The organism is Pseudomonas sp. NFPP02, from assembly GCF_900119355.1.
In the GTDB taxonomy this organism is placed as follows: Bacteria; Pseudomonadota; Gammaproteobacteria; order Pseudomonadales; family Pseudomonadaceae; genus Aquipseudomonas; species Aquipseudomonas paracarnis.
In genome coordinates this window covers 729,164-743,878 of sequence record NZ_FPJI01000001.1, presented here as the reverse complement: position 1 = coordinate 743,878, position 14,715 = coordinate 729,164, and the positions used below count along the sequence as shown (strand labels likewise).

At 58.5% G+C, this 14,715-nt stretch carries 13 protein-coding genes; 11 read left to right on the top strand and 2 right to left on the bottom strand.

Features of this window, described 5'->3' with window-relative positions; genetic code table 11:
* Positions 1-555: 555 nt before the first annotated feature.
* Complete coding sequence (locus BT204_RS03440; protein WP_054897220.1) at positions 556-1,776, bottom strand: CaiB/BaiF CoA transferase family protein; 1,221 nt, start codon at positions 1,774-1,776, stop codon at positions 556-558.
* A 13-nt stretch (positions 1,777-1,789) separates the two neighbouring features.
* A complete protein-coding gene (locus tag BT204_RS03435; protein WP_003187423.1) occupies positions 1,790-2,971 on the bottom strand; it encodes an acyl-CoA dehydrogenase in 1,182 nt (393 codons plus the stop codon).
* Positions 2,972-3,127: 156 nt separating this feature from the next.
* On the opposite strand from BT204_RS03435, the gene BT204_RS03430 reads away from it, so the two are divergent.
* The 11 genes from BT204_RS03430 (at position 3,128) to BT204_RS03375 (ending at position 14,701) form a co-directional block, all read left to right on the top strand.
* Positions 3,128-4,027, top strand: a complete 900-nt coding sequence (locus tag BT204_RS03430; RefSeq protein WP_034129262.1) for a LysR family transcriptional regulator — start codon at positions 3,128-3,130, stop codon at positions 4,025-4,027.
* Positions 4,028-4,479: 452 nt separating this feature from the next.
* Positions 4,480-5,601, top strand: a complete 1,122-nt coding sequence (locus BT204_RS03425; RefSeq protein ID WP_003187419.1) for a Re/Si-specific NAD(P)(+) transhydrogenase subunit alpha — start codon at positions 4,480-4,482, stop codon at positions 5,599-5,601.
* Between the two features lie 15 nt (positions 5,602-5,616).
* On the top strand, positions 5,617-5,937 hold the full coding sequence (locus BT204_RS03420) for an NAD(P) transhydrogenase subunit alpha part 2 (protein WP_003187417.1): 321 nt from the start codon (positions 5,617-5,619) through the stop codon (positions 5,935-5,937).
* Positions 5,937-7,373 (top strand): NAD(P)(+) transhydrogenase (Re/Si-specific) subunit beta, encoded by a 1,437-nt coding sequence (locus BT204_RS03415; RefSeq protein ID WP_034129251.1) that lies wholly within the window; start codon positions 5,937-5,939, stop codon positions 7,371-7,373. The genes BT204_RS03420 and BT204_RS03415 overlap by 1 nt, the downstream gene beginning before the upstream one ends.
* A 230-nt stretch (positions 7,374-7,603) precedes the next feature.
* Complete coding sequence (locus tag BT204_RS03410; RefSeq protein WP_003187414.1) at positions 7,604-9,097, top strand: acetyl-CoA hydrolase/transferase family protein; 1,494 nt, start codon at positions 7,604-7,606, stop codon at positions 9,095-9,097.
* Positions 9,098-9,415: 318 nt separating this feature from the next.
* Entirely contained in the window at positions 9,416-9,631 is a 216-nt protein-coding gene (locus BT204_RS03405; protein ID WP_003187413.1) for a DUF1127 domain-containing protein, read from the top strand.
* 330 nt (positions 9,632-9,961) lie between these two features.
* The gene (locus tag BT204_RS03400) at positions 9,962-10,282 is read left to right on the top strand and encodes a DUF2388 domain-containing protein (RefSeq protein WP_034136006.1); all 321 of its coding nucleotides are present in this window, start codon (positions 9,962-9,964) and stop codon (positions 10,280-10,282) included.
* Positions 10,283-10,387: 105 nt separating this feature from the next.
* Positions 10,388-10,696 carry a DUF2388 domain-containing protein gene (locus BT204_RS03395; protein WP_072445709.1) on the top strand — a complete coding sequence of 103 codons (309 nt, stop codon included), beginning with the start codon at positions 10,388-10,390 and terminating at the stop codon, positions 10,694-10,696.
* Between the two features lie 39 nt (positions 10,697-10,735).
* Positions 10,736-11,056 carry a DUF2388 domain-containing protein gene (locus BT204_RS03390; protein WP_003187408.1) on the top strand — a complete coding sequence of 107 codons (321 nt, stop codon included), beginning with the start codon at positions 10,736-10,738 and terminating at the stop codon, positions 11,054-11,056.
* Positions 11,053-13,014: a DUF7844 domain-containing protein gene (locus BT204_RS03385; protein WP_057975168.1), complete on the top strand. Its 1,962-nt coding sequence runs from the start codon at positions 11,053-11,055 to the stop codon at positions 13,012-13,014. The genes BT204_RS03390 and BT204_RS03385 overlap by 4 nt, the downstream gene beginning before the upstream one ends.
* A gap of 379 nt (positions 13,015-13,393) precedes the next feature.
* Positions 13,394-14,701 carry a CitMHS family transporter gene (locus BT204_RS03375; protein WP_003187405.1) on the top strand — a complete coding sequence of 436 codons (1,308 nt, stop codon included), beginning with the start codon at positions 13,394-13,396 and terminating at the stop codon, positions 14,699-14,701.
* The last annotated feature ends 14 nt before the right edge of the window (positions 14,702-14,715 follow it).

Sequence of the window (14,715 nt, the reverse complement as noted above, 5' to 3'; positions counted from 1 at the left end):
CCTAAACTTGGCTCAGCAATCGTTGGTTACATCTTTGATTTCTCGCGGAGTAACTTGTGATGCTGATAATCTTGTTGACTATCAGTCTGACTCCACAAGCACCCACACGAATTGCTTGATTCAGTTGTTAAAGAGCGGTTGGTTAAGATCTTTCGTCTCAACCGAGGCGCGCATTCTACAGCAGCCTCATTTGCTGTCAAGTGTTTATTTTCAGAAGTTTTCGAAGATTTCGAAGATTTCTTCAACAACTTCAACCACTTGCGCTTGCGATCTCTCGTAAGCGGGAGGCGAATTCTACAGCGTTACACGCTGCTGTCAACACCTCTTTTTCAACTTCCTTTTGGCTTCGATGAACTGAAGCAACCCGCTGTCGAAAACCACATAACTCATTGTTTGCCAAGGAGTTTTCCGTTTCGACTGCGCCGGAAGTGGGGCGAATTATAGACAGATATAATTCGCCGTCAACTCTTAATTCCGCTTTTCTATCAATAAGTTAGCTTCGGTTAAAAAACAACCAGCCCTCCACTGGGCTTCTATCTATATAGAAGGAAAAGCTTAAATAACACCTGCTTCCTTCAATGCAGCCACATGAGCAGCTCCCAGCCCCAGAACGCCTTGCAGCACCTGAAGCGTGTGCTCGCCCAGTAGAGGAGGCGCACTCCGGTACTCTACAGGCGTCTTGGATAAGCGTATCGGGCTCGCAACCTGAGGCACCATCCCCGCCAATGCATGAGGCAACTCTACCGCCAAGCCACGCGCCTTGACCTGAGGATCGGAAAACACCTGCGCCAGATCATTAATCGGCCCACACGGCACGCCCACTCGCTCCAGCTGCGACACCCACTCAGCGGTAGTCTTGAAGACCGTCGCTTGGCGAATCAAGGGAATCAGCTCCGCGCGATTAGCCACCCGTGCGCGATTGGTGGCGAAACGCACGTCATCCGCCCATTGTGGTTGCCCCGCGACTTCAGCGAATTTACGGAACTGCCCGTCATTGCCTACGGTGAGAATGAAATCTCCATCGGCCGTAGGAAAATCCTGATAAGGCACGATATTAGGGTGAGCATTCCCTAGGCGCTTCGGCGGCGCCCCGGTTGTCAGGTAATTCATCGCCTGATTCGCCAGGCAAGCCACCTGCACATCCAGCAACGCCATGTCGATATGCTGCCCACCACCATCGTGATCGCGATGAGCTAGCGCAGCCAAAATCGCCACGGTCGAATAGAGACCAGTCAAGATATCGGTCAAGGCTACGCCAACCTTTACCGGCCCGGCGCCCTCATCCCCTTCAGGCCGTCCCGTCAGGCTCATGAGCCCACCCAAACCTTGGATCATGAAGTCGTAACCGGCGCGCATCGCATAGGGGCCCGTCTGGCCAAACCCCGTGATGGAGCAGTAAATCAGCTCCGGGTTAACCTCTTTGAGGGACTCGTAGTCCAGCCCATACGCCGCAAGGCCGCCCACCTTGAAGTTTTCGATCAGGATGTCCGACTTGGCAGCCAGGTCGCGTACCAGTTTCTGGCCTTCTGGTCGGGTAAAGTCGATGGTCACCGACTCTTTATTACGGTTGGCCGACAGGTAGTACGCCGCCTCACTGGTGTTCTCGCCATCCGCATCCTTAAGGAAGGGAGGACCCCAAGCGCGCGTGTCGTCGCCGCTGCCCGGCCTTTCGACTTTGATCACCTCGGCCCCAAGGTCTGCAAGAATCTGCCCGGACCAAGGGCCCGCGAGTACTCGCGACAAATCCAGCACTCGCAGATGCGAAAGCGCGCCCATACCCATGCTCCTATTAATAGAACGCTTGAAGACCGGTTTGCGCGCGCCCCAGGATCAAGGCATGCACGTCATGGGTCCCTTCATAGGTGTTGACCACTTCCAGGTTGACCAGGTGGCGTGCTACCCCGAACTCGTCAGAGATGCCGTTACCGCCCAGCATGTCCCGGGCCATGCGCGCGATGTCCAATGACTTGCCACACGAGTTACGCTTCATGATCGAAGTGATCTCCACCGCCGCCGTACCCTCATCCTTCATCCGCCCCAGGCGCAGGCAACCTTGCAGGGCCAAGGTAATCTCGGTCTGCATGTCTGCCAGCTTCTTCTGGATCAGCTGAGTGGCAGCCAATGGGCGACCAAACTGCTGGCGATCGAGTGTGTACTGGCGCGCGGTATGCCAGCAGAACTCAGCAGCCCCCAGCGCACCCCAGGAGATCCCGTACCGTGCCGAGTTAAGGCAGGTAAACGGCCCTTTCAAACCACGTACATCCGGGAAGATATTTTCTTCCGGCACAAATACGTTATCCATGACGATTTCACCGGTAATGGAAGCCCGCAACCCCACCTTGCCGTGGATAGCCGGAGCGCTCAGACCTTTCCAGCCTTTTTCCAGGACAAAGCCACGGATATCTCCCGCATCGTCTTTACCCCACACCACAAACACATCCGCAATCGGACTGTTGGTGATCCACATCTTCGCGCCGGTCAGGCTGTAGCCGCCATCCACTTTGCGTGCACGGGTAATCATCGCGCCCGGATCGGAACCATGGTTGGGCTCGGTCAGCCCAAAGCAACCGATCCATTCACCAGAGGCCAGTTTGGGCAAATACTTCTGTTTTTGCGCCTCGGTACCAAACTCATTGATCGGCACCATGACCAGGGAAGACTGCACACTCATCATCGAGCGATAGCCGGAGTCGACACGCTCGACCTCACGAGCAATCAAACCGTAGCTGACGTAGTTCAACCCGCTGCCGCCGTATTGCTCGGGGATCATTGCCCCCAGCAAACCGGTTTCGCCCATCTCACGGAAAATAGCGGGGTCTGTCTTTTCATGGCGGAAGGCTTCGAGCACACGAGGAGCCAGCTTGTCCTGCGCAAATTGCTCGGCGCTGTCACGCACCATGCGCTCTTCTTCGGTGAGCTGTTGATCCAGCAGCAGTGGATCGATCCAGTTGAAGCTTGCCTTGCCAGCCATGAATAAGTCCTCGCGAAAAAATCAGAAGTCGTGGATCCAGACTAGGCGCGGTCAGCGCAGAGGGCAAACGAGGTTTTTGCATAGGCTTGTGCTAATTTCTCACTTCGTAACACTCAAAAAGCCCATAAATCCGCTTTATCTGTGAGGGCAATGTACATGCGCCGGAAAATCCCCAGTACCACCGCACTCATCAGCTTTGAGGCAGCAGCCCGCCATGAGAGCTTCACCAAGGCAGCAATGGAGCTTTCCATCACCCAAGGCGCGATTTGCCGACAGATCGCCAGCCTGGAGGAGTTTTTGAGTGTCGAGCTGTTTCGCCGCTCACGCCGCGGCGTGAAGCTGACGGAGGCGGGGCTGTCTTATAGCCGTAGGGTTGCAACACAGCTGGACGCCGTGGAGCGCGACACCTTGTCGGTAATGGGCCAGCAAGGCGCCAATGTGATCGAACTGGCGGTGGTGCCCACCTTCGGCACGCAGTGGCTGATCCCACGCCTGAAGGACTTTCAACATCAGCACCCGGAAGTCACGGTGAACCTGACGAACCGCACACGCCCCTTCCTGTTCGCCGATACCGAGTTCGATGCGGCGATCTACTTCGGAGATGCCGATTGGTCGGGTACGCAATCCCACAGGCTGATGGGCGAAAACCCAGTACCGGTCTGCAGCCCGCGCTTACTCGGCGACCGCACGCACTTCACCCCTCAACAGATCGCCGAGCTGCCACTGCTGCAGCAGACCACACGCCCCTACGCCTGGCGCCAATGGTTCAACGCCCAACAACTGAGCATCCCTCGCGACATGACAGGCCCTCGATACGAGCTATTCTCGATGCTGTCTCAAGCGGCCATACATGACATGGGCATCGCACTGATCCCTCCTTTCCTCATCCAGCAGGAGCTGAAGGAGCAACAATTGGTAATCGCCAGCACTGAAGCACTGACCAGCGAAAAGGCTTATTACCTGATGATTCCTGACAGAAAGGTCGAATCGGCCTCTCTGCATGCATTCAGGGACTGGCTGGTCGACCAGTCAAGACGCTACAACCCAAGTAAATGAAGGACAAAGCGCAATTACTGACTTTGTAGTCAAATAAATTAAGAGCCTACAGATGTACGTATATGTCGCATTTAAACAGACTGTACTTGTCAGCCAAAAATAAGGCTAAAAGCCATGTATTTCATGGCTCGTAGCGACTCTTACCGGTCAATGCACGACTATTCACACTGGCAATGGAAAAACGGACCGAAAACGCCTGAACGCCTTTAAAGACCTGTATTTAAAGAGGTTATTTCAGCCTGTTGCGACAATCAGTCACAGGGTGACTTGTAGTTAATTTTTCGTCACCCGTCATAATCCCTTGATGGCCGTAAAGTTCGCCTGCAAAATGCCGCGCCCCGCTGTCATTTCAGCGGGATCGTGCTGATCGGCCGCCCCAGTTGCGCCACTCGCGGTGCACTGGCCTTTTTACAAAAAGATCAAAAGCAAAAAGATCATGCAGGAGATTTGACGTGCACATTGGTGTTCCTCTCGAAACCCAGACCGGTGAAACGCGGGTGGCTGCCACCCCGGAAACCATCAAGAAGCTGATCGGCCAGGGCCATAAGGTCACTGTACAAAGCGGCGCAGGCATCAATGCCAGCATCGTCGACAGTGCCTATGAAACGGCAGGCGCTACCATTGGCAGCGCCAACGACGCATTTGGCGCCGAGCTGATTCTCAAAGTGGTTGCCCCCAGCGACAGCGAACTTGCGCTGATCAAAAGTGGCACCGTATTGGTGGGCATGCTCAATCCGTTCAGCAACGAAACCATCGCCAAGCTCGCCGAGCGCGGCATCACCGCCTTCGCCCTGGAAGCCGCGCCGCGCACGTCACGCGCTCAAAGCCTTGATGTGCTGTCTTCGCAAGCCAACATCGCCGGTTACAAGGCCGTGTTGCTGGCCGCTCATCACTACCCGCGCTTCATGCCGATGCTGATGACTGCTGCCGGCACTGTAAAAGCCGCACGCGTACTGATCCTTGGCGCCGGTGTGGCGGGCCTGCAAGCCATCGCCACGGCCAAGCGCCTGGGCGCGGTGATCGAAGCGTCCGACGTACGCCCGGCGGTTAAGGAGCAGATCGAATCCCTGGGCGCCAAGTTTGTCGACGTTCCCTACGAAACCGATGAAGAGCGTGAATGCGCCGTCGGTGTCGGTGGCTATGCGCGCCCGATGCCCAGCAGTTGGATGCAACGCCAGGCCCTGGCCGTGCACGAACGCGCCAAACAGGCCGATATCGTCATCACCACCGCCCTCATCCCGGGCCGCAAGGCGCCGACCCTGCTCAGCGCCGATACCGTGGCGCAGATGAAACCCGGCTCGGTGGTCATCGACCTCGCTGCAGCCCAAGGTGGCAACTGCCCGCTGACGGTGGCCGACCAGGTCGTGGTGGAAAACGGCGTGATCATCTGCGGCCCGACCAACCTGGCGGGCGCTGTCGCCGCCGATGCGTCGGCCTTGTATGCGCGCAACCTGCTGGACTTCCTGAAGCTGGTCTTCACCAAGGAAGGGCAGTTTGAAATCAACCTCGAAGACGACATCGTCGCCGCGTGCCTGATGTGCCGCGACGGCCAAGTCATCCGCAAAAACGCCTAAGCAGGGATTCAGACGATGGAAGAGCTTATCTCCCCCGGTATCTACAACCTGATCATCTTTGTGCTGGCGATTTATGTCGGTTATCACGTGGTCTGGAACGTAACACCCGCATTGCACACGCCGCTGATGGCCGTGACCAACGCCATTTCCGCGATTGTCATCGTCGGCGCCATGCTGGCTGCCGCGCTGACCGTCACCCCGTTGGGCAAGACCATGGGCACACTGGCCGTGGCCCTGGCGGCGGTAAATGTCTTCGGTGGCTTCCTGGTCACCCGCAGAATGCTTGAAATGTTCAAGAAGAAAGCCCCGAAAGTAAAAGAAGAGGCGCCCAAGTAATGAGCATGAATCTCGTGACGACGCTCTACCTGATCGCGTCGATCTGTTTCATCCAGGCCCTCAAAGGCCTCTCGCACCCGACCACTTCGCGGCGCGGCAACCTGTTCGGCATGCTCGGCATGGCGCTGGCGGTACTCACTACCGTCGGCCTCATCTATAAGCTGGGGGCTGAACTGGCGACTGCCGGTATCGGCTACGTCATCGTTGGCCTATTGGTTGGCGGTACCGCCGGCTCGATCATGGCCAAGCGTGTTGAAATGACCAAGATGCCCGAGCTGGTCGCCTTCATGCACAGCATGATCGGCCTGGCAGCGGTGTTCATCGCCATTGCCGCCGTGGTCGAGCCGCAGTCCCTGGGTATCGTCAAGCACTTGGGCGATTCGATACCGGCCGGTAACCGCCTGGAACTGTTCCTCGGTGCCGCTATCGGTGCAATCACCTTCTCCGGCTCGGTGATCGCATTCGGCAAGCTGTCGGGCAAGTACAAGTTCCGCCTGTTCCAGGGCGCACCGGTACAGTTCGGCGGCCAACACAAACTGAACCTGGTACTCGGCCTGGCAACCCTGGGCCTGGGCCTGGCGTTCATGTTCACCGGCAATCTCAGCGCATTTGCACTGATGCTGGCCTTGGCCTTCGTGCTGGGTGTGCTGATCATCATCCCGATTGGCGGCGCCGACATGCCCGTGGTGGTGTCGATGCTCAACAGCTATTCCGGCTGGGCAGCGGCGGGCATCGGTTTCTCGCTGAACAACTCGATGCTGATCATCGCCGGTTCCCTGGTGGGCTCCAGCGGCGCGATCCTGTCGTACATCATGTGCAAGGCGATGAACCGCTCCTTCTTTAATGTGCTGTTGGGCGGTTTCGGCAATGCGCCGGATGCTGGCGCTGCGACGGGCTCCAAAGAAGCACGCCCGGTGAAGTCCGGCTCCGCTGATGACGCCACCTTCCTGCTGACCAACGCGGACACCGTGATTATCGTCCCAGGCTACGGCCTTGCGGTCGCGCGGGCACAACACGCGCTCAAGGAGCTGACTGAGAAGCTGACCCACCACGGCGTCACCGTAAAGTACGCGATCCACCCGGTGGCGGGCCGTATGCCGGGGCACATGAACGTATTGCTGGCCGAGGCCGAAGTGCCTTACGACCAGGTGTTCGAGATGGAAGACATCAACTCCGAGTTCGGCCAGGCCGACGTGGTGCTGGTATTGGGCGCCAACGACGTGGTCAACCCGGCCGCCAAAAACGACCCGAACTCACCCATCGCCGGCATGCCGATCCTCGAGGCGTTCAAGGCCAAGACCATCATCGTCAACAAGCGCTCGATGGCCAGCGGCTATGCGGGCCTGGATAACGAGTTGTTCTACCTGGACAAGACCATGATGGTGTTCGGTGATGCCAAGAAGGTCATCGAAGACATGGTCAAAGCCGTCGAATAACACTGCGCCAGCGCAATACCCGAAACCCTGGCCTCACGTAGGCTGGGGTTTTTTTATGGTTCCCCCCGTTCTGCGTGGGAACGGGGTGTTCCGCGTCCCGCTTTGCACACACATGAAACCCGACCAAAGGCTCTAAATCGCGACCTGGCATTCGACCATGGTAGCGGGCCGAAACTTTTTGAAATCACTACACTGCCCACCTTGCTTTCCGTAGCCAGAGATAACAATTCATGTACCGTGATCGTATCCGCTTGCCTTCGTTGTTGAACAAGGTCATGAGCGCGGCAGACGCCGCTGCACTGATCGAGGACGGCATGACCGTCGGCATGAGCGGCTTCACCCGTGCCGGTGAAGCCAAGGCCGTCCCCCACGCCCTGGCCGAACGCGCCAAGACTTCGCCGCTCAAAATTACCCTGATGACTGGCGCCAGCCTGGGCAATGACCTGGACAAGCAGTTGACCGAAGCCGGCGTACTGTCACGACGCATGCCCTTTCAAGTCGACAGCACCCTGCGCAAGGCGATCAATGCCGGCGAGGTGATGTTTATCGACCAGCACCTGTCGGAAACCGTCGAGCAACTGCGCAACAATCAGCTCAAATTGCCCGACATCGCCGTGATCGAAGCCGTCGCGATCACTGAGCAGGGGCATATCGTGCCCACCACTTCCGTAGGCAACTCGGCCAGCTTCGCGATTTTTGCCAAACAGGTGATCGTCGAGATCAACCTGGCGCACAACCCGAACCTGGAAGGGCTGCACGACATCTACATCCCGACTTACCGGCCGACGCGCACGCCGATCCCGCTGGTGAAAGTCGACGACCGTATTGGCAGCACCGCGATTCCGATCCCGCCCGAGAAGATCGTCGCCATCGTCATCACCAACCAGGCGGACTCCGCCTCTACGGTAACGCCGCCTGACAGCGACACCCAAGGCATCGCCAATCACCTGATCAACTTCCTCAAGCAAGAAGTCGATGCCGGGCGCATGACCAACAAACTCGGCCCGCTGCAAGCCGGCATCGGCAATATTGCCAACGCAGTGATGTGCGGATTGATCGAGTCGCCGTTCGAAGACCTGACCATGTACTCGGAAGTGTTGCAGGATTCGACCTTTGACCTGATCGACGCCGGCAAGCTGAGCTTTGCCTCCGGCAGTTCGATTACCTTGTCGGAGCGGCGTAATGCCGATGTGTTCGGCAACCTGGAGCACTACAAAGACAAATTGGTGCTGCGCCCGCAGGAAATTTCCAACCACCCTGAAGTGGTACGCCGCCTGGGCATCATCGGTATCAATACCGCGCTGGAGTTCGATATCTACGGCAACGTCAACTCCACCCACGTCTGCGGCACGCGGATGATGAACGGCATCGGCGGCTCCGGGGATTTCGCCCGCAATGCGCACCTGGCGATCTTCGTCACCAAGTCCATTGCCAAGGGCGGCGCAATTTCCAGCGTGGTACCGATGGTCAGCCATGTGGACCACACCGAACATGACGTGGACATTCTCGTCACCGAAGTAGGCCTTGCCGATCTGCGGGGCCTGGCGCCACGGGAGCGCGCTCGGGTGATCATCGATAACTGCGTGCACCCAGCCTACCGCGATGCCCTCAACACTTACTTCGATGCCGCCTGCGCCATCGGTGGGCATACGCCGCACATCTTGCGCGAAGCACTGAGTTGGCACATTAACCTGGAAGAAACCGGGCACATGCTCAAGGCTTGATGAATACAGATCCGGGCTGATGCAAATACAGTTTCATCAGCTCGGTGAACCCACCCGCACTTATGGAAAAAACTGTACTGCTGTACTGGTCATTTCCTACCGAAATATCCCACACACCAACTCAAAAATGCCTATTTCGCACCTTTTAAGTGCGCACAGGTACAGTTGCCCCAATTTCGTACCGTACAGCCTCGCTAAACAGTTAACTGGCCTCTCACAATACAGGTGAACTGTATCTAGAGAGTCTTGCCTCGGAGGAGGATCATTGGCATCAGTTAAACCACTACCTAATCCCGCCACAAGCGGAAGGATGTCATCATGGAACGTACACTCAGTTCCGAACTGTTCTTCGAAGAAAAAGCTGTAAACACCCAGGCTTCCCTGCCTTTGCGCGTTCTCGCCAACCTGATGTTGTGGCAGCGCCGCATCTCCAGCCGCCACCAGTTGGCTCGCCTGGATTCGCGTCTGCTGGCTGACGCCGGTATCAGCGAAGCTCAACGCTACGAAGAGCTGAGCAAGCCGTTCTGGCGCTAAGTGGCGCCCGCTGGCCCTGACCTGACGGGTCCACTGCCAGCACCCTGATTTGTCAAAGCAAAGCCCGCCCCGGGTAACCGGAGGCGGGCTTTGTTGTATCTGCGATAGCGCATTGGATTGGCTCGATTCAAGCCCACAGATACAGTTTTAAATTTATAAAATATGACAGGTACAGTTTAATTACAGGCTTCCGAATAGCCCTGCACACGCCTAATATCGGTTCACCACGTGGCGAACCCTGTAGAGCGTGCGTCTGATGCTCGACAGTCCCAGTCCGTTTCATTGTGGCCGTTTCGCGCCACCTTATTATTCGTCTACAGGAGTTACCCCATGTCCCGTCTTCGCCTGCTGTGCACTGCCGCTGTGCTGACTCTGGCTGCCAATGCCAACGCGAGCAGCCTGATCATGACGACCGACTCGATCGTCGGCGCTCTGAAGGCAACCTCCGATGCCACGTCTGATGCCACTTCATCCCTGCGCGACAACAAGGTCGTACAAGCAGCCCGTGACGACGCCGCCAGCTTTGTCGCCAGCGAAGGCGCCATCCGTGGCGTGAAACTGGAAAGCGCCCTGGCCCAGATCCGCCAACAAGCGCCGCAATTGAATACCGCTACCGATGCACAGCTGGCACAGGCCATCCTGGCTATCTGATCCACGGCAACCAGACGGGGCGCCCGCCGCTCCCGTCTGGCTCGGTGCTGGCTCTCGCCCGGCCGTTGCGCTAGCCTTGGCGCTCGCTTTCAGTTGTCGAGTCCCATGGCTTTTTCATACCGTTCATTGATTGTTCCTGTACTGTTTTGCGCCTGCTGGTCACCCCTGGCTTCAGCGTTGGATGTGTCCACCCAGAGCACTGTTGTCAGCGTGTATGCCACCAGCAAAGTGACCTCTGCGCCGTTCGACAATAAGTTGGTCATGGCCGCTCGGGATGATGCTGCCGCTTTCATTGCCACTGACGGCCAATGGCGGGGCGCACGCCTGGAGTCCGCGCTGGACTATCTACGCCGCGCCCAGCCAAAACTTCATGCAAGCGACCTTGAACTGGCGCAGGCAATTCTCGTCCAATAATCATCGTTGTATTTCTATCTTTGTCATTGGAGTCACCCCATGCGTAGCCCGCTGATCGTCGCCGCCCTCGGCCTGCTGTTTTTGGCCGATGTCGCCCAGGCGCAAACCTTGAAGGCCACCAGCAACATCGTCGTGCGCGCCTCGGCGCGCACCATTGATTTCACCTCGGACACCACCACCTCCATCCGCGACTCCAAGATCGTGCGCGAAGCCCACGATGACGCCGCCAGTTTCGTCGCCACCAATGGCGAGATCCGTGGCGCCCAGCTGGAAGCCGCGTTCGATACCCTTCGCACCCGCGTGCCAGAAGCCCGTGATGCCAGCGACCAGACCCTCGCCGAAGCTATCCTCGCTCTGTGAGGCGTCTCAAAACCTGGCTCCTGGCCGGGGCCGTGCTGCTGTGTGCAAGTACAGCCCAGGCCGGCCTGCAACTGCGGCTCAAGACCCAAGGCTTGAGCCCAGCCGAACAGCAGGCCAGCCAGGCATTGCTCGATGAAGCACTGCGTTCCTTGCCACCGCGCTTTGTCGAGCAGCTGGATCGACGTATCGATGTCGGCTGGACCGACAAGATGCCTGAAAACGCCTACGGCCAGGCATCCCTGGTGTCCGAGCTGGACCTCAACCAGAACCTGCTCGCCAGCCTGACTGACGGCAGCGCCGCCACCCAGAAAACCAATCGCCCCCACGGTACCGTGCGCCGGGAGATGCTCGCCACCGTGCTGCATGAACTGACCCACATCTATGACCGTGCGCGCCTGTGGTCCAAGGACGAGCGCACGCTGATCCAGCGCTGCAGCCGCCAGAACAACATCACCGGCTTGATCGGCTTGCCCGACCAGTGCCGTGGCCAGAACGACCGCCGCTTTACCCTCAGTGACGACCCGCGCCTGCTGGACCTCGCCGGCTGGCCACAATATGTCGGTCGCCGCGGCGAGCGTGAGCAGCACAACCATCAGGTGGTGCGCAGCCCGGACATCTACGAAACCACCAGCCCACTGGAATTCGTAGCGGTCAACATGGAGTACTTCCTCCTGGACCCCAGCTACGCTTGTCGCCGCCCCGCGCTGTTCCGATATTACAAGGATCACTTCGGCTGGGCACCGCCCGTACAGGACACCTGCGCCAGTACCTATGCCTTCCTGAACGCGGGCAACGATTTCGCCAAGACGCCCCTGGGCCAGATCGATCCGGAGCGCGTGTATGAAATCGACTATCTGCTGGCCGAAGCCAACCAGAACCTGGTGAGCCGTTGGGGCCATAGCATGTTGCGCCTGGTGATTTGTGCGCCGGGCCGCCCGCGTGGCCCGGATTGCCGGCTAGATCTGGACCGGCACCTGGTCTTGTCTTACCGCGCCTTCGTCGGGGATGTCCAGCTGTCGAGCTGGGATGGCCTGGTGGGCAAATACCCGTCGCGGCTGTTCGTACTGCCGCTGGCCCAGGTCATTGATGAGTACACCAAAACCGAACTGCGTGGCCTGGCGTCGGTGCCGCTGAAGCTCAGCCGCCAGGAAATCAACGACACCGTCGAACATGCGGCTGAGATGCACTGGAGCTATGACGGCAACTACTTCTTTATCTCCAACAACTGTGCGGTCGAAAGCCTGAAACTGTTGCGCAGCGGCAGCGCCAACCCGCAATTGACCGGCCTGGACAACATCACCCCCAACGGTTTGCTGGAAGTGCTCAGCGCCCGCGGCCTGGCCGATACCAGCGTATTGAATGACAAGCGCGAGGCACTGCGGCTGGGGTATCACTTCGACTCGTTCCGCGAGCGCTACCAGGCCATGTTCGATGTGCTGCGCAAGCAACTGCCGATCAAGCAGACCCAAGTCGAAGACTGGTTGTCCCTGGATGCGCAAGCGCGTCGCCAATGGTTCAGCCAGGCCGACCTGCGTACCAGCGCCGCGCTGTTGCTGCTGGAGCAGGCCAGCTATCGCAAACAACTGATGCTCGCCCAGGATGAGGTCAAACAACGCTATCTCAATGCCCGCGAGCTGAAATACGGCGGCATGGAGAAAGCCAACAACACGCTGCAGCAAATTCTCGCCAACAGCGGCTTCCTGAGTCGCCCGGCCGAGTTGCTGGACAGTGGGGGTTATGGCCTGCCGCAACCTTCGGAAGCCAAGCGCCTGGAATCGGAGAGCGCCGAACGCCAGAAGCAGTTGCAGTCGTTGACCGGCGAGCTGGATAAAGAGGTGAGGGCGCTGCTCGATCCATCCCGCGCCGCCGAGATTGCCGCCTGTGAAGCCAACCTCAAGCAGGTGGGTGAGCATTTGCGGGCCTTGCACAAAGCCGCCGGCGGCCTGGAACTACCCTGATAGTCTGGCAGCGACCACTATCCAAATGTGGGAGCTGGCTTGCCTGCGATGGCGGTGTCACAGCCATAAGAGATGTTGGCTGATACACCGCCATCGCAGGCAAGCCAGCCCCCACATTTTGTTCTGCACCAAACTGAAGAATGATGCCTGCCCTTCATCAGCTGTTTTCTCAGCGAAAGCTGGCTGAAAGCTTCCCCGTCTAGGATCGCCCTCACTGCCGGCAACAGACCGGCTGTTAACAACAACAATGGTGATTCCCGATGTCCGCTCGTACCCGCCTGTTCGCTCCAACTCCACCCGTACGCCTCGTGCCTTTCGTTCTGCGCTGACCGCCACTCGGTCCGCCATTCCCTAGCCGCGCTACGCCTGGAGTATTCCTATGCTGACTTTCCTTGGCTTTGCCATGGTCATCACGTTCATGTTCCTGATCATGACCAAGCGCCTGTCCGCGCTGATCGCCTTGATCATCGTGCCGATCCTGTTCGCGCTGTTCGGCGGTTTCGCACCGAAGATCGGCCCGATGATGCTCGAAGGCATCACCAAGCTTGCGCCGACCGGCGTGATGCTGATGTTCGCCATTCTCTATTTTGCCTTGATGATCGACTCCGGCCTGTTCGACCCGGCCGTGCGCAAGATCCTCAAGATGGTCAAGGGCGACCCGCTCAAGGTGTCGGTCGGCACCGCGGTACTGGCCCTGGTGGTATCCCTGGACGGTGACGGTGCCACCACCTACATGATCTGCGTCGCGGCCATGCTGCCGCTGTACCAGCGCATCGGCATGAGCCCAAGGATCATGGCCGGCCTGATCATTCTCGCCGGTGGCGTCATGAACATGACCCCCTGGGGCGGCCCGACGGCACGCGCCGCCAGTGCGCTGCATGTAGACCCGTCGGACATCTTCGTACCGATGATCCCGGCCATGGCCGCCGGTGTGGTGGCGATCCTGGTGATTGCCTACATGTACGGCAAGCGCGAACGTGCGCGCCTGGGTGAATTGCACCTGCAGGGCGACGAGATTGACCACAGCGAAATCAGCGTGTCGCAATTCCCCGACGCTCGCCGTCCGAAACTGATCTGGTTCAACGGCGCCCTGACCCTGGCGTTGATGTGCACCCTGATTGCCGGCCTGTTGCCGCTGCCGGTGCTGTTCATGGTGGCGTTCAGTATCGCCATGATCGTCAACTACCCATGCCTGCAGCAGCAGAAAGACCGCGTCGCGGCTCACGCCGGTAGCGTATTGGCGGTGGTGGGCTTGATCTTCGCCGCCGGTATCTTCACAGGCATCCTGTCGGGCACCGGCATGGTCGACGCCATGTCCAAGAGCCTGTTGGCGGTCATCCCAGAGGCGATGGGCCCTTACCTGGCGGTGATCACCGCGCTGGTTAGCATGCCGTTCACCTTCTTCATGTCCAACGATGCGTTCTACTACGGCGTACTGCCGGTACTGGCCGAAGCTGCCAGCCATTACGGTATCACCGCGGTGGAAATGGCGCGGGCGTCGATCGTCGGGCAACCCGTGCATTTGCTCAGCCCACTGGTACCCTCGACGTACTTGCTGGTTGCTCTGGCGGGTATCGAATTCGGCGATCACCAGCGCTTCACGCTCAAGTGGGCAGTGTTGGTGTGCCTGTGCATAATGTTCGCCGCATTGCTGATGGGGATTTTTCCGCTGTTCAGCACTCTATAATCGTACCGACTCAC

What these genes read in the sequence shown, in the direction of transcription:
- BT204_RS03405 (WP_003187413.1), top strand. Translation starts at nt 9,416, where the DNA reads ATGGAACGTACACTCAGTTCCGAACTGTTCTTCGAAGAAAAAGCTGTA.
- BT204_RS03375 (WP_003187405.1), top strand. Translation starts at nt 13,394, where the DNA reads ATGCTGACTTTCCTTGGCTTTGCCATGGTCATCACGTTCATGTTCCTG.
- BT204_RS03430 (WP_034129262.1), top strand. Translation starts at nt 3,128, where the DNA reads ATGCGCCGGAAAATCCCCAGTACCACCGCACTCATCAGCTTTGAGGCA.
- BT204_RS03415 (WP_034129251.1), top strand. Translation starts at nt 5,937, where the DNA reads ATGAGCATGAATCTCGTGACGACGCTCTACCTGATCGCGTCGATCTGT.
- BT204_RS03390 (WP_003187408.1), top strand. Translation starts at nt 10,736, where the DNA reads ATGCGTAGCCCGCTGATCGTCGCCGCCCTCGGCCTGCTGTTTTTGGCC.
- BT204_RS03410 (WP_003187414.1), top strand. Translation starts at nt 7,604, where the DNA reads ATGTACCGTGATCGTATCCGCTTGCCTTCGTTGTTGAACAAGGTCATG.
- BT204_RS03435 (WP_003187423.1), bottom strand. Translation starts at nt 2,971, where the DNA reads ATGGCTGGCAAGGCAAGCTTCAACTGGATCGATCCACTGCTGCTGGAT.
- BT204_RS03420 (WP_003187417.1), top strand. Translation starts at nt 5,617, where the DNA reads ATGGAAGAGCTTATCTCCCCCGGTATCTACAACCTGATCATCTTTGTG.
- BT204_RS03400 (WP_034136006.1), top strand. Translation starts at nt 9,962, where the DNA reads ATGTCCCGTCTTCGCCTGCTGTGCACTGCCGCTGTGCTGACTCTGGCT.
- BT204_RS03440 (WP_054897220.1), bottom strand. Translation starts at nt 1,776, where the DNA reads ATGGGCGCGCTTTCGCATCTGCGAGTGCTGGATTTGTCGCGAGTACTC.
- BT204_RS03395 (WP_072445709.1), top strand. Translation starts at nt 10,388, where the DNA reads ATGGCTTTTTCATACCGTTCATTGATTGTTCCTGTACTGTTTTGCGCC.